Source organism: Pseudomonas helleri (assembly GCF_045830615.1).
Taxonomy (GTDB): Bacteria; Pseudomonadota; Gammaproteobacteria; order Pseudomonadales; family Pseudomonadaceae; genus Aquipseudomonas; species Aquipseudomonas helleri.
Genome location: NZ_CP174501.1, coordinates 2,552,207 through 2,567,777 on the forward strand (window position 1 = coordinate 2,552,207; position 15,571 = coordinate 2,567,777).

Genomic DNA, 15,571 nt, shown 5'->3' on the forward strand with positions numbered 1-15,571 from the left:
CTGGGAGTTATCGCCGAGACGGTCGAGCTTGAGCAGGAAGAAGAAGTCGCGCCTTTCTGGCATTCGAAACCGAGCCCGCCGAGGCGACGAGCTCTCCGCTAAGACTTATTGTGCTGTCTCTTTTTGAAGGCTTTCGAGAAGCTCTTCTTTCGATGAGGATGACAGTGAGGCGCGCTGAGTTTTCAGCCGGTCTAACAAATAGTCATTACTGATTTCAAACTCATCAAAAATGGTCGGCCACGTTTTAATATAGGTTTTTATTTTGTCATCGCTTGTAACAAGGCCAGGCTCGCCGTACAGCTGTGAAGTTTTCAGTCGGCTGTGGATAGAATAGGCGTCTTTAGAAATGTTGCGCCCTACTAGAATTAATTCAAATCTCGTAAGGTCGCTGTTAAATTCAGGGTAGTGACTTAGAATCGATGCATATTCATCAAGTTGCTGCAGATGTTTATTGTTTAGGGATACCCCAGGCCGCTTTATCTCAACTATCACGCATCTGAAAAATTTTCTACCTCTTGCATCGAGTTGTAATTTTTTACGAATTAAAAGCAAATCAACTTGTCGATTCGCACCGTCGATCTCTACATCGCTGGCCAAATCCTCGATAGTAACCTCGCTGATATTTTTAATTTTGGAACGTAGGTTTTTTGCTGTATTTGTGAATGTGTCCTCTTCCGCTCCGAGTATTTCGTAAGCAGGTCCAAACAACCAAGTGTTGTTTTCAATAACTTTTTGTAAGTCGGGGGTCTCTAAGACATCCTTATAATGGATGTTCATGACTTCCTTAAGCTGGCTAACTGCCGACTCGCGATGCTGTAATAATTCAATGGTTTGGATAATATTGTCGAGCTTTGTTTTCTTTAGCTGACTTGCAAGTTGAGTCATGGCTGCGGCATCCAAATTAAGTACGCTTTCGAGTACATCAAATATGCCACTATTTTCGTTTGAAACCGACAGTCTGTCTAATAATCTTATAATTAGTCTGCGCTGGGTTTTATTACCGCCAATGAATAATTTTGGCTCTCTAATTAATACGGCCTTAACGATCTCTTTAACATGAGATAAGCGCCATGTGGACTCGCTATGGTCGAGCCCCTCATAACTTGGAAAATCACCAGCTTTTTCAAAAGCATCAATCTGCTCTTGTGCTTTACCAACTAGAAATTCGGCATAGCAATGCCTTAAGAATGCATTTAAGTCTCTAGTGAGAAGCCGAAAATCTTCGGAAATCAAGAAAGAACTAAAAGGCTCGCACAAGCTATCATCTTCTTTAGCATAGCGTTCAAGAAAAGAAGACTTGATGAAAACGGAGGTATAATAATCTCTTTTCTTGTTTAGGCTACTGTACTGCTTGTAAATTGTTTTCAGCTTGCTGGATATGAAGTAAAGATATGATTTTTCTGTTCCGGGCCTTTCATCCCACTGCACCAGGTCTACATCAAATACTGCAGAGTTTGTTTTGATTGCAAGTGAGGTTTTTGTGTGAGATTGCGGTAGGATTTTAATGCCATTTATTGTAATTTTTTTTCCGGCATTAATACAAGGTGTGGCCCAAATTCTTTGCTGAACTCTTTTATTAAGAAGCTGTCGGCTGGGAGATTTTTTTCAAAGTTTGTCAGGGTGACGCATGTGCCAGACTTGAAGTTGGAAAGCAGGGTGTGTTGCTCATCTTGTTTGATGGTTCTGCCATCAACTGCGCTTAGATTGCTACTCAGTACAACAATTCGAGCATCACTTCCTTCAAAGCGAGTAAACCATGTCGCGCTATGACATATTTTGTGAAAGGCGAGTCGCCCCCGCCCCTGAGATCCATGAGAGTCAAATGAGTCTTTTTTTAATGAGTCGTTGAATCTGCGGAAATTTTCGTCTGGCTTATCAATGTTGATTCCAATGCCATTATCTAAAATAGCAACTGAAACAGTACCACCTATTTCCGTACTTTCAATTTCAATCTGGACGTTTGTTGCTCCGGCGTCTAGACCGTTCCAAACAAGCTCAGCTAGAGCCTGCCAAGGCTCAACATTCTTGAAATGCTTAGTGATGCCACTGTGCGTGATGGTGTTAGATCCAGAAAAGTCTCGGGCGACAAAATCCATGGTCAATTGGTCATCCTCAGTTTTAGCGCCCGTTAGAGCAGGTATTTCAGCATTTAAGTTTAATGAGCATTCCATGCCCGTGCTTGGATGTAGATCTCGCTACGCATGGCGCAAATCTTTCCAACCTTCACCTCATCCGCATAACCCGCCTGGCTCACTCCCGCTTCCAAACCGAATGGTTCCGCGCAAGCACCTTCACCAGCATCCGATCATACTTATCGGCTAAGAACAGAAGCTTTTCAGCTTCCTCCAGGTTGCCCGCCTGAATCTGTACCCATGCTTTAACCCGCATTTGTTGGCTGTGGTCATGCAGGTTTTCGTATGACTTGGCTATGCCGTCAGTTCCAGGTGCGTTTTGCATGGGGTAGGGCTCCTGTTCTCGTCAGTAAAGAAGCGCAGCCCTGTATCGGGTCACACCAGATTGGCATTCCACACCAGGAGTACCCGCGCGTGAATGTATGTGTCATCTTTCCGAATCTGGCGGGGGCGATGCATCTCATTGTCGGAGATCATTTCGAAGTGATCCTCATCGACTATTTGCAGTCGCTTGATGTACAGGTGCCCCTGCCAAGAAAACAGGTAAATCCCGTCCCCTGAGAACTCGCGAATCGTTACATCTACCAGCAGGGGGTCGCGATGCTTGATCGTTGGCGCCATGGACTGGCCCCAGCCCGTAACAACCTTCAGATGAAAGTGCTCTTTGAACTCAACACCCATTTCGCGCAGGTGTTGAGGGCTCACCCTGACGTCCTGGAGCATTTCTGGGTAGTCGTGAGGAACTTCCCCTCCACCCATTGCGCCGCGCACGTCGTAATGGGCAATCCAAACCTCGTCACCGACTTGGCCTGGCTTGAAGTAATCGACAGCCAACCCATCGCTTGCCCCGTCAGCAACGGCAATGATTTTTTCTCGAATCTCGCCCGAAAGACCTTTGACTTTGGCAAGCATCTGCTTCACCTGGTCAGCAGCGCTCAATGGCGATGACGTTTCTTTTACTGATGCATTGCTTTCGGATTCTGGCGAAGCGGCATGGTCGCGCTCGTCGGTTGGTTGCAGAGAGTCAAACCACCCCCTTGGAAGCCCCTCAACGGCCTCAATCCGGCGTGCTACGTCATCACCCAGGTTCTTGACGGTCTTGTCGGACAGGATCTGGCTCAGATGCGCAGGCGCCATCCCCCAGCGTTCAGCACAAACGCCTTTCTTCTGGTTGCCGATCAGGCTGATTAATTGCTGCTTGCGAATCGCATAAATATCCATGCGCTCAAGAATGCCAGCGTTTAGCTCAATGCTAAATGTACTCAAAGCTAAATATTCCTTGCTGCGATATTAGCCATGAGCTAAATTTCGCTTATGTGTAAGGAGAATCCAATGAATGTGCATCTGCGTGACTGGCTAGCCAGCGCTCCAAATGATCGGCGCAAGGCTGTCGCGGACGCCGCAAAGACCACGGTAGGCCATCTCTGGCAACTGGCGGGCGGTCACCGCAAGGCTTCCGCCGAGCTTGCTGAGCGCCTGCAAGACGCCTCTGGTGGCGAGATCACCATTGCAGGCCTGCGACCGGATCTTCTCGATCTGGCGCACAAGGTTCTGCGCGGCGCCGCCTGACCCTCATCCACTTTTCCATTGAAGCCAGACTAAAAGAGAGCGGACCTCATGCAAACGTCCAGTTCCAGACACACAGCGCAAACCCGTGATCAGGTCCTGGTTGCGCATGCAGCAAACCAGATTGCTCGAACCAGCCTGAGCCAGGACGACTTTGCCCAGGCGCTGAGTCGGGAAATTTATCTGACTGTTCCTGCTGAAAAAATTAAGGACGCCAAAGTCCCCGACTTCGAAGAACTGGCCCGCATGAACGATGTGAGCGAGTTCATCAAGGCGACCGGCCGCTGGCTCAAGCGCGTTCAGCGCTGGCTGTCAGGGGATCAGGAAATGCCGTCTTGGCTGGAGGAATCGTGGGTCAACGCCCTTGAGCCGGAATACCGCGATCACTGCGTGAACGAGCTGGCCAGCCGCTATGGCCTGACCGGCGCCCGCCATATGACCGACGACCAGTGCGCCAACAAGAGTTTTGGCGCGCTCATTCGCGCCTTTGGTGACGTGATCAACACCGGCAGCGAGGTATTCGACGACCAGGTTATGTGCGAGCAAGACCTACCGCTCTTGCCGTCATTCGCCAAGCAGTGCCGTCAAGTTGAAGCGAAGGCAGGTGAGTTGGGGCGCCGCGCTGAGCAGTTGCTCGCGGTGGCCCAGCGAAATTTGAAATCTGTTTCCTGATTTTCCGCGCATGCGCGGAAATCGGTGCCCATCGGGTTTGCACTGTGAATTAAGCGGATCTGAAAACCAGGCACAAAAAAGCCGACGGTCGAGGTCGGCTAGTTCATTAACGCTATGTGAGATCGATTATATGCAAACGCAGCCACATATCAATAGCTCCAACAATCTCGCGCCTCGATTTTCCTTACATAAAAACGAGGCGCGGGAAACAACTGCGCGCGCCGCACAGCCTCACCGGCTGAGAGACCGCATCTACGATTGGGCCGACCTAATCGGCAAGGGGCGGTCTTGATGCATTACTTCAAGCGCAACATAGGCGATTATCACAAGAAGGCCGGGCGGCTCTCCATGCTTGAGCACGGTGCGTACACGCTTCTGCTGGATGCGTGCTACGACCGTGAACGCTTCCCCACCATGGATGAGGCTATTGACTGGTGCTGGGCTCGATCAGCAGAAGAAATCGCTGCCGTGACCTTCGTGCTTAGCAAGTTCTTTGAACTGGTTGACGGGCGTTATGTGCAGGCTCGCATTCAAGATGAGGTCAGTGCTTATCACGCTATGGCCTTGAAGAACAAAAAAATTGCCGAGAAGCGAGAAGCAGCTAAACGCACGAAGCGTGCACCAGCCGTGAACGAATCGCCACCTAACCAAGAACCATTAACCACTAACCAAGAACCAAAGGATCAAAACCACTCTCTCTCTGCGGGCGAAGAAAACTCGCAGCCCGAGCCTGAGCCAGAAAAAGAGCCAGAGCTTGTCGACCCAAAGTCGCCAGTCGAAATGACCCTGGACTGGATGCCTGACTCCAACCTCCTGAAAACCTACTGCGTGCACTTCGGCGTATCGGTCGACCTGTTCACCAAGGAGGCCGTGGCTCCGTTCACTGCTCATCATGAAACCACCGGCCTGCTGCAGGTTCAGTCCAAGTGGGTATCACTGCTGGTGAAGTGGGTCAAGGACGACAAGAACCGCGCCAGTAACGTCCGTCCATTCCCGAAACGCGAACCCCAGTCCCACCACACCGGCTTTGCCGACCGCGACTACACCGATGGCCTGATTCGTCGGGAGGACGGCACCTATGCGCTCTGAAAAAATCGTTCCAACCACGGACACCGTTACGAGCACCAACGTCCGCACCCAGCCAGCCGACTGCGAGAAGCACGGGCCTTTCGAGCAGAAGGTAACCGTGATCCTGAATCGCGAGCTGAAGGGCGGTTGTCCTGAGTGCCTGCGCGCCGAAGCCGCCGAGCGTGAAGCCAATGCTCAGGCCGCTGCCGCGTACGAACAACGCCTGTCTCTGACCCGCAAGCTTGGGGATGCGCTTATCCCGCTGCGCTTCCAAGGCAGCACCCTGGACAACTTCCGCGTCGAGCATGGCGAACAGAGCCACGCACTGAAGTTCTGCCGCCACTACGTCGCTGAGTTTGACCGGATGTACGAAACAGGGCGCTGCATGGTGCTGATCGGTAAGCCTGGTACTGGCAAAACCCACTTGGGCGCAGCCATCGCGAACGCGCTGCTTCACACAACCCCACGCACAGCTGTGTACCGCACTGTCGGCGCCGTCCTGCAGGCCATCAAGGCGACATTCGACCGCAAAAGCGAGCGATCCGAGTCGGACATTCTGTCCAGTCTGGTCAATCCCGATCTGCTGGTTCTGGATGAGATCGGCGTGAGCAAGGAAAACCCGAGCGATTTCGAGCTAACCACTCTGTTCGCGATCATCAACGGCCGGTACGAGCAGCGGCGCCCAACTGTGGTGATTACCAACATGTCTGCCGGGCAGTTGCCGGCCGCAATGGGCGAGCGCTGCGTTGATCGCTTGCGCGAGGGTGGCTTGATCGTTGTTCCGTTCAACTGGGAGTCGCAGCGCGGCAAGGAGGGATTTTGATGAGGCGAGCAACCCCAGTACAGCTACGCAAAGCCCTCGATGCCGCCAAGGCCCTGGCCGAGCACGGAATCAATTTCGTGTGCATTCCGGTTGTCGATGAAGCGGACGGTGCGAATTTAGTGAACCAGGCAGCCGATCGCCTTGAGCGCATGGCCTTGATTGCAGAAGCAGCGGAGAAGCGGGCATGACCGACAAGATGCGCAACGATTTTGAGAGTAGCCCGCAATTCAGGGGTATGGACTTCACCCGCTCATCCACTCACCTGGACCACTACGAGAGCCCTTACGCGAACGGTGCTTGGGATGGCTGGCGGGCCTCCCGCGAATCCCTGGTGATTGAGCTACCACCAGTTCCCCCAGTGCCATACGAACCGGAAGAAGCCATAGATGACAGCCACATGGATGGCTACAACGCAGCCGTTCGGATGCGCAGCGCGTGCGAGAAGAGCATCAAGGCCACGGGCCTGAAGGTGAAGTCGTGACTAAGCCTACTAAGCTCCGCCCAATGCCTGTGTACTTGATGCTGCGCCGCTTGGTCGATCCTGTCACCGGTCGAGAGGTTGCTGCATTCGTGCCTTCCTCTGACGCCGACCGGTCGATCCTCCGCGAGCGTGATTTCCGGATCAACACCAAGATCCGCGCCGAACTCAAGCAGCCGCGCAACCCGCGGTTCAATGGCTTGGTTCACGGCTTGGGTCGGGTGCTGAGCCAGAACATCGACCGCTTTTCTGGCAAGCAGTCCCACGACGCTATCAAGGCTCTGCAACTGGAGTCGGGCGTTTATTGCGATGAAGAACAGTTCGACATTCCCGGCCTTGGCCAGCTTACCCGCAAGACACCGCGAAGCCTGTCCTATGACTCGATGGGGGAGGAGACATTCCAGGACTTCTGGCGGCAGTGCTGCGCGTACTTGGTTCTGCATGACTGGCCGACGCTCACGGAAGAGCGCCTGACCGAAATGGCTGAGTTCGAAGCATTTAAGGAGGCCGCATGATCATTGAGCGCAAGCAGCCCAAGCCGAAGAAGTGCCGCGTTGCTACTTGCGGATCTATGTTCGTACCTGCACGCCTCGGCCAGTCGGTATGCAGCCCGGCCTGCGCAATCATCGATGCGCCGCGCCACCAGGAGAAGGCCCGCAAATCACTGGCTCAGGTTGAGCGCAATGAAATCAAGGTTCGCAAGGAAAAGCTGAAGTCTCGCGGCGAACACATGCGCGAAGCGCAGCAGGCGTTCAACGAGTTTATCCGCGCCCGGGATCAGGCAGCAGGCCACCTCTGCATATCCAGCGGCAAGCCGTTGGACTGGAGCGGCAACGCGGTAGATGCAGGTCATTACCGCAGCGTTGGTTCTGCGCCACACCTGAGATTCGACGAGCGCAATTGCCACGCTCAAAGCAAACAGGACAACCGGTTTCTGTCGGGCAATGCCGTGGATTACCGGATCGGCCTGATCGCGCGTATCGGCCAGGATGCAGTTGATGCGCTGGAGGCTGACAAGAGCGTACGCAAGTACACCATCGAAGAGATCAAGGCCATCAAGGCTGAGTACCGGGCAAAAACAAGAGAACTGAAGAGGGCCGCGGCATGACCTATCGAAACGTTGTTTCAGCAGTAGTTCGGGCGCTTGCCGCCGAAACAATCAACTCGGCCGGCGGCTGCGACTTTGAGCCCAAGGTGCAGTGCGCCAAGCAGAAAGGGGAGATTGTCGGAAAGGAGGCGGCGTTTCTCCAGGACTGCTGGGTATTCGGTCGCTTGCATAAGTCGTTGTCCTCGGCGCACTGGCGCGCCCTAGTAGCGAAGTACTCTACCCACGTGGAACGCAAGCACGGCGCGATACTGGAGCTGCTTAATTCGGTGAGGTCGCCTGCGCCGAAGCGGTTTCGCGAGTGCGCTGTGCTGACCTGGGCCATTCCGCAGGTTGTTGGTGCCGAGGGCAAGCGCTCCGCTGCAGTGCTGCCGGCAGCTTGGTACGACATCACCAACTGGGACAATGACGGCAAGCCGGAATCCACCCGTTACCGGTGGCGTTCGTCGATTCGCAAGGCACTAGATGACCAGGTAAACAACGCACTGACGGCTGCCGAGGAGCTGCTCGAGGCTGAGGGTCTAATCGAAAGTTGCGCGGCGTAGCAAATAGCCATTGCAACGAGTGAGAAAGTGAGAGAGTATTTGCCCATCCTGTCGATCTTGCGCGTAACGGATTGACGAGTCATTTTCTCGGAGGCGCCGGTTCAACCCCGGAAGTATTGGCAACAAGCACCCTGGCGTTGTTAAGTTTGGCCGCGATCAAATCAGAAGCCATTAATAATGTAATGCCGACCAAGGCGGTTTTGTCCTTGAAGGGGGTTAGCTCTATGGTTAAATCGTTCGGAATAGCAGTAGTTGATACCGTTCACGCCGTAGGGTGCAGTTGCTTGGCAAGCGGTCTTGCCGCCGATTTCATTTGAGTCTCAGGCTCGCTAAAAACCCGACCATCGAGTCGGGTTTTTTATTGCCCCAAAATGCGACAGATTACTGCCTGTTGCAGGAGATCATTTGACCATCAGCCGTGAGCACCATTTGCCCCTCTCCCAAGCGTACGACTGTGTAGCTACTACCGAGGCTCGAGAGCTGATCGCTTGTGTTATGCGCATTTATGCGGAGGAAATTTTCCTCGATTGAGTAGCTACCCACGTAGTTGCCGCCATTACCCTGATGAGACTCAAAGCTACCGTCATTACCTATCATCATTGTGTACGTCTGTTCTGGGCTCATGCATTCCCAGCTACCAGATATTTCTGACTGAGAGAATGCTAAAGCCTGAAATGAAATTAATGATGCTGTAAAAATACAAAGCTTTTTCATTGGTCTGTCTCTTACAAGTTTGTCTATTTGAACATCAGTAAGGCAGCTATCCAGCTTTTTGCCACTGCTGGTGATATCACCACTGAGCAATGACTATAACGCGGTGCTGCGTCCTCCCAGCTGCAAGCGTTTTTATTCTTTCGACGTTCAGGTCGAGACCTCAAACAATACGGAGCAACGATGGATCCTACCGATCTCGGCCCAGGCACAGCCACCTGGCTGGGCGGTAGTGCCACGGTCATTCTCGGCGGCCTGCTTTGGCTGCGCCGATTCCTTTCCAAGGATGCAGCAGACCGCGCAATGGATAGCGCCGATATCGGCACGCTGAAGCGCCTGAACGAACTGCTGAACCAGGAGCGCGCTGCCCGTAAAGAGGCTGAAGCCCGCGCTGACCAGTTCGCGAAAGAGCGCAACGACCTTGCCGCAGCCGTTGGCCGCATGGAAGGCAAGATCGAAGCACTGACCGGCCAAGTCGCCCAGCTCACCGAACGCGTGACACTTCAGAGCGACGAAATCCACCGCCTGCGCACCAAGTTGGGGGGTGGCGCCTAATGGACAGATGCTCGCTGGAATTTATCGCCCGCCGTTGGTGGCGCCGGACTGAGGTCTGGGCCATTGCCGTCATGCTGGTGTGTGGCGGTGCGGTGCTGGGCTATCAGGCCGCTGACTGGCGCCTCGCCGAAAAGCAGAACAGCCAGGTACAGGAAATCCGCAGGGCCTACGACGCGGCAATGATCGAGCGTGACAAGCGCCTGGAAGAGCTGACCCGCCAGACCGGCACCGCTGCTGACAAAGCATCGAAGGCAGCAACCACTGCCGCCCAAGCTGCCGACAAAGCGGACGAAGCCCTCAACCGGGTATCGCAGTAATCCGCGCCACGTTTTCGAATGCGCCAAATCGTGGCGCGCATCTGGAGGTTTCTGCAATGAGCACTATCTGCATAGGTCGCCTGTACTTCGCCAGGTGCGGCCAGGCTGCTGGCGCGCCATTGGTTGATCGCGGCTTCACCAATGAAAAAGGTACAGGGCGCCGTGGCCGGTGCTTTGTTATCCGCCCGCCCTTTGCGCGCAACAGGCCGTGCAATGCAATTGCTATCGGCTGGTGGGGAAAGCCCAGCGCTGTTCGATCTCATGGAGAGTCATGGCAGAACAGCGAATCTCAGAATTGAGCGTGGAAGGGTAGGTGTGCCGCAGGCGAGTGCGGCACGGGCGAATCACTTAACTTTTAATGCATCTTGGATCAGGTCTGCGTAGCTGGAAAGCTGGTCAAGCTCGTAGCTGAGACTGGCTCCTGGGCTTCCGCTCGCCACATATTCGGCAATAACCTCAAGAGCAGCGGCTACGGCATATCGTCGGCGATGCTCTTCTTCTGTCTTGTTAGTGCCAGCGGCTACGATGTTTTTACCAATCTCTGACATGGGTGCGGCCTCATTAATATTGATCCCTACCAATACCGGCAATGAGCCACTATTTCAATCCCGCCTTTAGGCGTACCTGAGACAATTTATGACAACTAAGCAACCCGACTGGGAGGCGATCGAACGTGCCTACCGGGCTGGTTCGCTTTCCATCCGAACTATCGCTGACCGCCAAGGCGTTAGCGACACAGCAATCAGGAAGAAGGCCAAGACCCTTGGGTGGGTGAGAGACCTTTCTGACCAGGTGCGCAAGGAGGTTCGCAGTAAGCTGGTTCGCGGAGAGGTTCGCAATGACCAAGGCGCGAACCGCGAACTTGATGCTGAGATCATCGAAGAGGCCGCAGAGGAAGGCGCTCAGGTGGTTCGCAGTCACCGGCGAGACATTCGAAAGGCGACGGTCCTTGCGAACTTGCTGATGGATGATCTGATGACCACCATCCAGCGCCGCGAAGAGATTGAAGACGCGATCGAGGAAGAAACCTCTGAAGATAGTTATGGAGTGCGCCGGGCCTCGATGCTCGCCGCCGTCGCGCTTCCTAGCAACTCCAAAACACTGTTCCAGCTCTCATCTGCAATGAAGAACCTCCAGATTCTGGAGCGTCAGGCGTTTGGCCTAGACGAGAAGGAGAAGACGGACGACGCCGACGAGCTATCGAAAATGATGGACGATCTATCGAAGGAAGCCTGACATGAAGCCCGAGCACTTGAAGCTGCTCCGGGACAAGTACTGGCGTCTGAACAACCTCTACTTCATCACTGACAAGGCGGGCAAGAAGGTCCGCTTCCGGATGACAGACGAGCAGATCGAATACTTCGAAGGGATGCACACCCGCAACATCATTCTGAAGGCCCGGCAGCTTGGCTTCACTACCGAGTGCTGCATCATCCAGTTGGACGCCGCGCTGTTTGAGTCAGCCAAGTGCGCTCTGATCGCTCACACCCTGAATGACGCCAAGCGCCTGTTCCGGGAGAAGGTCAAATATGCCTACGACAACCTGCCTGCCGAGATACGCGCTGCCAACCCTGCTTCTAACGATGCTGCTGGTGAGCTTGTGTTCAGCAAAGGCGGCTCGATATACGTGTCCACTTCCTTCCGGGGCGGCACTTTACGGTTCCTGCACGTTTCCGAGTTTGGGAAGATTTGCGCCAAGTTTCCGCACAAAGCCCGAGAGATCGTCACCGGCGCCTTCGAGGCTGTCGCCACAGACTGCTTCGTCACGATTGAATCGACTGCGGAGGGGCGGGCGGGCTACTTCTTCGATTACTCGCAGAGCGCAGAACGGCAGCAGCTTGCCGGTGTTCCGCTGGGCCTGCTGGACTGGAAGTTTTTCTTCTTCTCCTGGTGTAAGAACAAGGAGTACTGGCTTGACCCGTCCGAAGCGGTTATTCCGCAGCGCCTGACCGATTACTTCAACGAACTGCACGCTAAGCACGGGATCGTCAGCAATGACGGCCAGCGCGCCTGGTATGCGGCCAAGGAGAAGACGCTCGGCGACGACATGAAACGGGAATACCCGTCAATTCCTGCCGAAGCCTTCCAGCAGTCGATTGAGGGCGCGTACTACGCCAAGCAGTTCACCAAGCTGTATGCGGCTAAGCGCATTGGCGTGCTGCCTGACAACAGCCACCTGCCTGTTCACACGATTTGGGATATCGGTGTCGGCGACTCTACAGCCATCTGGTTTGTTCGGATCGTAGGCGACGAATACCACGTCATTGATTACTGCGAGAACAGCGGTGAGGGTCTTCGGCATTACATGAAGGTGCTCAAGGATCGCAACTACACGTACGGCGATCATTGGGGACCGCACGACATTGATAACCGCGAGTTTGGAAGCGACGGAAAGACTCGCCGTGAATTGGCGCGAGAGGGCTACGAGATCGATGGGCAGAAATACAGCCTCAAGTTCAGCGTGGTTCCGAAACTTGGTGTCGACGAGGGTATTGAGCAGGTGCGGGAAATACTCCCGTCTTGCGCTTTCGACGAATCCAAGTGTGAAAAAGGCATTTCTTGCCTCGAAAATTATCGCAAAGAGTGGGATGACAAGCGCGGCTGCTGGAAGGACAAGCCGCTGCACGACTGGTCATCGCACGGGTCGGATGCCTTTCGATACTTTGCCGTGGCGATGGGCAGACGCAAACGCACAGGCGGAATTCGCCGAATAGGAGGCTTGGGCTAATGCCAGTGCAATCAACTAATCCTGACTACGACGATCATATCGGCGAGTGGGAAATGATGGACGACGCGCTCGAGGGTGAGTGCGCGATTAAGCGTAAAGAGCGCAATCTGCCCAAGCCAAGCGGCATGGTGGAAGCCGAAAAGAAGGATGGGGCTGGCAACAAGTATCTCTACGAGAACTACACGGCTCGCGCCCAGTACGAGCACTGGGTGCGGGACTCTTTGCGCTCCATGATGGGCTTGGTGTCCCGTCTGATACCGGAGATCGAGCTGCCCTCTGGCATGCAGGGCCTGCTCGATAATGCAACCGCTGACGGCTTTGGCCTGAAGCAGTTGTTCTTCCGGATGGTGCGCCAGGCTATTTCTCATGGCCGGGTACCGCTGGTGGTGAATATCGACGAAAACGGCGATCCGTATTTCTCGACCTATGCCGCGCGAAACGCCATCAACTGGGATACAGCTGATCAGGGCGGCCGGCAAGACCTGGTACTTGCTGTGTTCCGCGAGTTCCGCAAGAAGGGCAGCGACCGCTACAGCCATGACTGCGACACGGTATTTCGTGAATTCTTCATGAGCGACGACGTTTGCTACACATCCGTCCGGAATGAGGGCGGCGAGTTGGTCGACGAGGAAAAGCCCCTTGGCAGTACTGGGGCTGACAATCGACTGGTCAGAGGGCTGTCGTACATTCCAGTGATCTACTGCGGCTCAACCGATAACTCGCCTGATGTGGATGAGGTGCCGCTGCTGAGCATGGCGCGTGCCGCGCTGAAGTCCTACCAGATCAGCGCTGACTATTTCACGTCCCTGCACCAAACCAGTCACCCGCAGCCGTGGGTTTCCGGCCTGGATGAGGGTATTGAGCTGAGCGTTACAGGGCCGTCAGCCGCATGGGATCTTGGTCCGAACGGTAAGTGTGACTACCTGGAGTTTCAGGGCTCAGGCATTGAAGCTAACCGTCAAGCCATGAGTGATCAGAAGAACGCCGCGCTTGAGGCTGGCGCCAAGGTCATGGACGTGGGCGGCACTGAGTCGGGTGAGGCGCGTAAAACCCGCCAGAACGATCAGCACGCCACCCTCCACAGTATCGTCGTCACTGCTGCTGAGGCAGTCGAGCAAGGCCTGCGTTACGCCGCTGAATGGAAGGGGTACGACCCCAAACAGGTGAAGTTCAAGGTCACGCCGGAGTTCGTTGTTGCCGGGGTTGATCCTCAGCTTGCCGCTCAGCTTCTGCAGGCGGCGCTCGCAGGGAAGATCAGTCAGGAGTCATACTGGTCGTATATCTCGACTGGGAAGCTGCCTGAGCGCGACTGGAACGAAGAATCACTGCACATTGAAAACCCAGGCGGCGTAGATAATGGCGACCAATGAAGAGTTGGCGGCGGCACAGCGGGCTATCGTTGCCGCGCTTGCTCAGCATGCATCGCACAATTACCGAGCCTCATCGGCTGTAGTCAACCGCATCAACGCTGAAATTGATCGCCTTGCACGCGAGCTCGCGCTCGAACTGGGGGAGAGGCTGGAGGAACTCAGTGCGGCCGAGGTGCAGGCGTTTCTCTCGGGGAAGTACACGACCAGCAGCCTGAAAGCGCTTAAAGCAGCGTTGGACGGCTGGGCTGTCGCCCTTAATCAGTCCATCCAGGCTGAATGGTTCGTCTCGGCAACTGCGCTCGCCGGGTACGAAGCTGCTTACGCATCAAACCTGATGGCCAAGGCCTTCGTAGGGATCGCTGAGTCGGGAGTAACGGCTGCGCAGGCCTACAACGCCGCAATGGCGCAGCCAGTTCTCGGGCAGTTGGTCAAAAGCATGCTGTCGAGCATCGCTGAAAGCACCAAGGTTCGGGTGTATGCAAGCATCCGGCAGGGCATCAGCTTAGGGCAGACGAATGCCGAGGTCATCCGTGCGTTACGCGGAACCCAGGCTCTCAAGCATCAAGACGGCCTGCTGCAGATCACCAAAAACGACGCGTCCAAGGTTGTCAGAACGGCGCGCAACCACGTAGCAAACGTCGCCTATCAGCAGACCTATCAGGCCTTGGGCGTTCAGTTCGTAATCTGGTGCTCAACCCTGGACGGACGAACCTCGTTTGTCTGCGCCAGTCGAGACGGCATGCGCTACAGGATTGATGAGCCGCACCCCGTGCCGCCGGCGCACCCGAACTGTCGAAGCGTGTTGGCGCCAAGCTTCTTGGATGAGCTGATCGGCAATCGGCCATTTGTGCGGGCCCTGAAGGTTCGCGGCGGGTATCGGATCAACGAAGAAGGTAATCGCGAGGCACGACCGGCATCGTTTCGCAGCATTGGTGACATGACCAAGAAGCAGCGCGAGAAAGCTGGACTTGAGGTCGGGCAGGTCTCGGCAAACACAAGCTACGCCAAATGGTTCGGCGATCAGGACGCAGCGTTTCAGCGCGAATGGTTGGGGCCTGCTCGGTATGACCTCTACAAGAAGGGAGGTTACACCCTGGAGCGATTTGTAGACCCGCAAGGCAAGCAATACAATCTTGATCAGCTCCGCGCGCGTGACGAGGAGACTTTCATGCAGGTCTTTGGTGAATAGATTCGAACCCGCTGATCACTGGTTTCTTGCCTATTGGGGGCTTCACATCGTGGAGCAGTACTCGGTGATAGAGCAGCCACAAGCCTGGCTGTTCTTCCAAATGTCGCTGGCAGGGCAGCACAAGCTGTTTCCGTTTGATGACTCGCCGTACCCGGCTGAGTCCATTTAGATAACTCACTCGGAGGCGCGCTGTGCCTCGGCGGAATGAGGTTTACTTATTTCTAAATATTACGTGTTTGTATTAAGCAGCAAGATTATTTGGAATTGGATGGGCTAGAATTTGCCTGATATAAATCCCTCTCACCTGGAGGG

21 protein-coding genes are annotated in these 15,571 nt (G+C 54.7%); 16 read left to right on the forward strand and 5 right to left on the reverse strand.

What is annotated here, in order from left to right; translation table 11 throughout:
* Window positions 1–105: 105 nt before the first annotated feature.
* The 4 genes from ACJJU9_RS11505 to ACJJU9_RS11520 all read right to left on the reverse strand — a co-directional run bounded on the left by ACJJU9_RS11505 (window position 106) and on the right by ACJJU9_RS11520 (window position 3,353).
* The gene (locus ACJJU9_RS11505) at window positions 106–1,428 is read right to left on the reverse strand and encodes a DNA mismatch repair protein (protein WP_407730782.1); all 1,323 of its coding nucleotides are present in this window, start codon (window positions 1,426–1,428) and stop codon (window positions 106–108) included.
* An 83-nt stretch (window positions 1,429–1,511) separates the two neighbouring features.
* Window positions 1,512–2,171, reverse strand: a complete 660-nt coding sequence (locus ACJJU9_RS11510) for an ATP-binding protein (RefSeq protein WP_407730783.1) — start codon at window positions 2,169–2,171, stop codon at window positions 1,512–1,514.
* 79 nt (window positions 2,172–2,250) lie between these two features.
* On the reverse strand, window positions 2,251–2,457 hold the full coding sequence (locus ACJJU9_RS11515; protein ID WP_407730784.1) for a hypothetical protein: 207 nt from the start codon (window positions 2,455–2,457) through the stop codon (window positions 2,251–2,253).
* Between the two features lie 50 nt (window positions 2,458–2,507).
* On the reverse strand, window positions 2,508–3,353 hold the full coding sequence (locus ACJJU9_RS11520; protein ID WP_407730982.1) for a helix-turn-helix transcriptional regulator: 846 nt from the start codon (window positions 3,351–3,353) through the stop codon (window positions 2,508–2,510).
* A 111-nt stretch (window positions 3,354–3,464) separates the two neighbouring features.
* On the opposite strand from ACJJU9_RS11520, the gene ACJJU9_RS11525 reads away from it, so the two are divergent.
* The 11 genes from ACJJU9_RS11525 (at window position 3,465) to ACJJU9_RS11575 (ending at window position 9,972) form a co-directional block, all read left to right on the forward strand.
* On the forward strand, window positions 3,465–3,701 hold the full coding sequence (locus ACJJU9_RS11525) for a hypothetical protein (protein WP_331368589.1): 237 nt from the start codon (window positions 3,465–3,467) through the stop codon (window positions 3,699–3,701).
* 48 nt (window positions 3,702–3,749) lie between these two features.
* Window positions 3,750–4,370, forward strand: coding sequence for a hypothetical protein (locus ACJJU9_RS11530; protein WP_407730785.1), 621 nt, complete (start codon window positions 3,750–3,752; stop codon window positions 4,368–4,370).
* 291 nt (window positions 4,371–4,661) lie between these two features.
* Complete coding sequence (locus ACJJU9_RS11535) at window positions 4,662–5,459, forward strand: YdaU family protein (protein ID WP_407730786.1); 798 nt, start codon at window positions 4,662–4,664, stop codon at window positions 5,457–5,459.
* Window positions 5,449–6,261: an ATP-binding protein gene (locus tag ACJJU9_RS11540; protein WP_407730787.1), complete on the forward strand. Its 813-nt coding sequence runs from the start codon at window positions 5,449–5,451 to the stop codon at window positions 6,259–6,261. Before ACJJU9_RS11535 ends, ACJJU9_RS11540 begins: the two co-directional genes overlap by 11 nt.
* Window positions 6,261–6,449: a DUF1382 family protein gene (locus ACJJU9_RS11545; RefSeq protein ID WP_407730788.1), complete on the forward strand. Its 189-nt coding sequence runs from the start codon at window positions 6,261–6,263 to the stop codon at window positions 6,447–6,449. The genes ACJJU9_RS11540 and ACJJU9_RS11545 overlap by 1 nt, the downstream gene beginning before the upstream one ends.
* Window positions 6,446–6,742 carry a hypothetical protein gene (locus tag ACJJU9_RS11550; RefSeq protein ID WP_407730789.1) on the forward strand — a complete coding sequence of 99 codons (297 nt, stop codon included), beginning with the start codon at window positions 6,446–6,448 and terminating at the stop codon, window positions 6,740–6,742. Before ACJJU9_RS11545 ends, ACJJU9_RS11550 begins: the two co-directional genes overlap by 4 nt.
* Window positions 6,739–7,254: a hypothetical protein gene (locus tag ACJJU9_RS11555; protein ID WP_407730790.1), complete on the forward strand. Its 516-nt coding sequence runs from the start codon at window positions 6,739–6,741 to the stop codon at window positions 7,252–7,254. Before ACJJU9_RS11550 ends, ACJJU9_RS11555 begins: the two co-directional genes overlap by 4 nt.
* Entirely contained in the window at window positions 7,251–7,847 is a 597-nt protein-coding gene (locus ACJJU9_RS11560; RefSeq protein ID WP_407730791.1) for a recombination protein NinG, read from the forward strand. Before ACJJU9_RS11555 ends, ACJJU9_RS11560 begins: the two co-directional genes overlap by 4 nt.
* Window positions 7,844–8,389, forward strand: a complete 546-nt coding sequence (locus ACJJU9_RS11565) for a hypothetical protein (RefSeq protein WP_407730792.1) — start codon at window positions 7,844–7,846, stop codon at window positions 8,387–8,389. The genes ACJJU9_RS11560 and ACJJU9_RS11565 overlap by 4 nt, the downstream gene beginning before the upstream one ends.
* Window positions 8,390–9,283: 894 nt before the next feature.
* On the forward strand, window positions 9,284–9,655 hold the full coding sequence (locus ACJJU9_RS11570) for a hypothetical protein (protein ID WP_048371876.1): 372 nt from the start codon (window positions 9,284–9,286) through the stop codon (window positions 9,653–9,655).
* The gene (locus ACJJU9_RS11575; protein WP_407730793.1) at window positions 9,655–9,972 is read left to right on the forward strand and encodes a hypothetical protein; all 318 of its coding nucleotides are present in this window, start codon (window positions 9,655–9,657) and stop codon (window positions 9,970–9,972) included. The genes ACJJU9_RS11570 and ACJJU9_RS11575 overlap by 1 nt, the downstream gene beginning before the upstream one ends.
* Window positions 9,973–10,316: 344 nt before the next feature.
* Here ACJJU9_RS11575 and ACJJU9_RS11580 read toward each other — a convergent pair whose 3' ends face one another.
* The gene (locus ACJJU9_RS11580) at window positions 10,317–10,520 is read right to left on the reverse strand and encodes a hypothetical protein (RefSeq protein ID WP_407730794.1); all 204 of its coding nucleotides are present in this window, start codon (window positions 10,518–10,520) and stop codon (window positions 10,317–10,319) included.
* An 88-nt stretch (window positions 10,521–10,608) separates the two neighbouring features.
* On the opposite strand from ACJJU9_RS11580, the gene ACJJU9_RS11585 reads away from it, so the two are divergent.
* Genes ACJJU9_RS11585 through ACJJU9_RS11605 form a run of 5 tightly spaced genes read left to right on the forward strand, consistent with a single transcriptional unit; the run spans window position 10,609 to window position 15,428 of the window.
* Window positions 10,609–11,208: a hypothetical protein gene (locus tag ACJJU9_RS11585; protein ID WP_407730795.1), complete on the forward strand. Its 600-nt coding sequence runs from the start codon at window positions 10,609–10,611 to the stop codon at window positions 11,206–11,208.
* A 1-nt stretch (window position 11,209) separates the two neighbouring features.
* Complete coding sequence (locus ACJJU9_RS11590; protein ID WP_407730796.1) at window positions 11,210–12,700, forward strand: terminase; 1,491 nt, start codon at window positions 11,210–11,212, stop codon at window positions 12,698–12,700.
* Entirely contained in the window at window positions 12,700–14,070 is a 1,371-nt protein-coding gene (locus ACJJU9_RS11595; protein ID WP_407730797.1) for a DUF4055 domain-containing protein, read from the forward strand. Before ACJJU9_RS11590 ends, ACJJU9_RS11595 begins: the two co-directional genes overlap by 1 nt.
* Window positions 14,057–15,259, forward strand: coding sequence for a minor capsid protein (locus ACJJU9_RS11600; RefSeq protein ID WP_407730798.1), 1,203 nt, complete (start codon window positions 14,057–14,059; stop codon window positions 15,257–15,259). Before ACJJU9_RS11595 ends, ACJJU9_RS11600 begins: the two co-directional genes overlap by 14 nt.
* Window positions 15,252–15,428: a hypothetical protein gene (locus tag ACJJU9_RS11605; protein WP_407730799.1), complete on the forward strand. Its 177-nt coding sequence runs from the start codon at window positions 15,252–15,254 to the stop codon at window positions 15,426–15,428. Before ACJJU9_RS11600 ends, ACJJU9_RS11605 begins: the two co-directional genes overlap by 8 nt.
* Window positions 15,429–15,571: the final 143 nt, after the last annotated feature.

What these genes read in the sequence shown, in the direction of transcription:
- ACJJU9_RS11510 (WP_407730783.1), bottom strand. Translation starts at nt 2,171, where the DNA reads ATGGAATGCTCATTAAACTTAAATGCTGAAATACCTGCTCTAACGGGC.
- ACJJU9_RS11515 (WP_407730784.1), bottom strand. Translation starts at nt 2,457, where the DNA reads ATGCAAAACGCACCTGGAACTGACGGCATAGCCAAGTCATACGAAAAC.
- ACJJU9_RS11520 (WP_407730982.1), bottom strand. Translation starts at nt 3,353, where the DNA reads ATGGATATTTATGCGATTCGCAAGCAGCAATTAATCAGCCTGATCGGC.
- ACJJU9_RS11525 (WP_331368589.1), top strand. Translation starts at nt 3,465, where the DNA reads ATGAATGTGCATCTGCGTGACTGGCTAGCCAGCGCTCCAAATGATCGG.
- ACJJU9_RS11530 (WP_407730785.1), top strand. Translation starts at nt 3,750, where the DNA reads ATGCAAACGTCCAGTTCCAGACACACAGCGCAAACCCGTGATCAGGTC.
- ACJJU9_RS11535 (WP_407730786.1), top strand. Translation starts at nt 4,662, where the DNA reads ATGCATTACTTCAAGCGCAACATAGGCGATTATCACAAGAAGGCCGGG.
- ACJJU9_RS11540 (WP_407730787.1), top strand. Translation starts at nt 5,449, where the DNA reads ATGCGCTCTGAAAAAATCGTTCCAACCACGGACACCGTTACGAGCACC.
- ACJJU9_RS11545 (WP_407730788.1), top strand. Translation starts at nt 6,261, where the DNA reads ATGAGGCGAGCAACCCCAGTACAGCTACGCAAAGCCCTCGATGCCGCC.
- ACJJU9_RS11550 (WP_407730789.1), top strand. Translation starts at nt 6,446, where the DNA reads ATGACCGACAAGATGCGCAACGATTTTGAGAGTAGCCCGCAATTCAGG.
- ACJJU9_RS11560 (WP_407730791.1), top strand. Translation starts at nt 7,251, where the DNA reads ATGATCATTGAGCGCAAGCAGCCCAAGCCGAAGAAGTGCCGCGTTGCT.
- ACJJU9_RS11565 (WP_407730792.1), top strand. Translation starts at nt 7,844, where the DNA reads ATGACCTATCGAAACGTTGTTTCAGCAGTAGTTCGGGCGCTTGCCGCC.
- ACJJU9_RS11570 (WP_048371876.1), top strand. Translation starts at nt 9,284, where the DNA reads ATGGATCCTACCGATCTCGGCCCAGGCACAGCCACCTGGCTGGGCGGT.
- ACJJU9_RS11575 (WP_407730793.1), top strand. Translation starts at nt 9,655, where the DNA reads ATGGACAGATGCTCGCTGGAATTTATCGCCCGCCGTTGGTGGCGCCGG.
- ACJJU9_RS11580 (WP_407730794.1), bottom strand. Translation starts at nt 10,520, where the DNA reads ATGTCAGAGATTGGTAAAAACATCGTAGCCGCTGGCACTAACAAGACA.
- ACJJU9_RS11585 (WP_407730795.1), top strand. Translation starts at nt 10,609, where the DNA reads ATGACAACTAAGCAACCCGACTGGGAGGCGATCGAACGTGCCTACCGG.
- ACJJU9_RS11590 (WP_407730796.1), top strand. Translation starts at nt 11,210, where the DNA reads ATGAAGCCCGAGCACTTGAAGCTGCTCCGGGACAAGTACTGGCGTCTG.
- ACJJU9_RS11595 (WP_407730797.1), top strand. Translation starts at nt 12,700, where the DNA reads ATGCCAGTGCAATCAACTAATCCTGACTACGACGATCATATCGGCGAG.
- ACJJU9_RS11600 (WP_407730798.1), top strand. Translation starts at nt 14,057, where the DNA reads ATGGCGACCAATGAAGAGTTGGCGGCGGCACAGCGGGCTATCGTTGCC.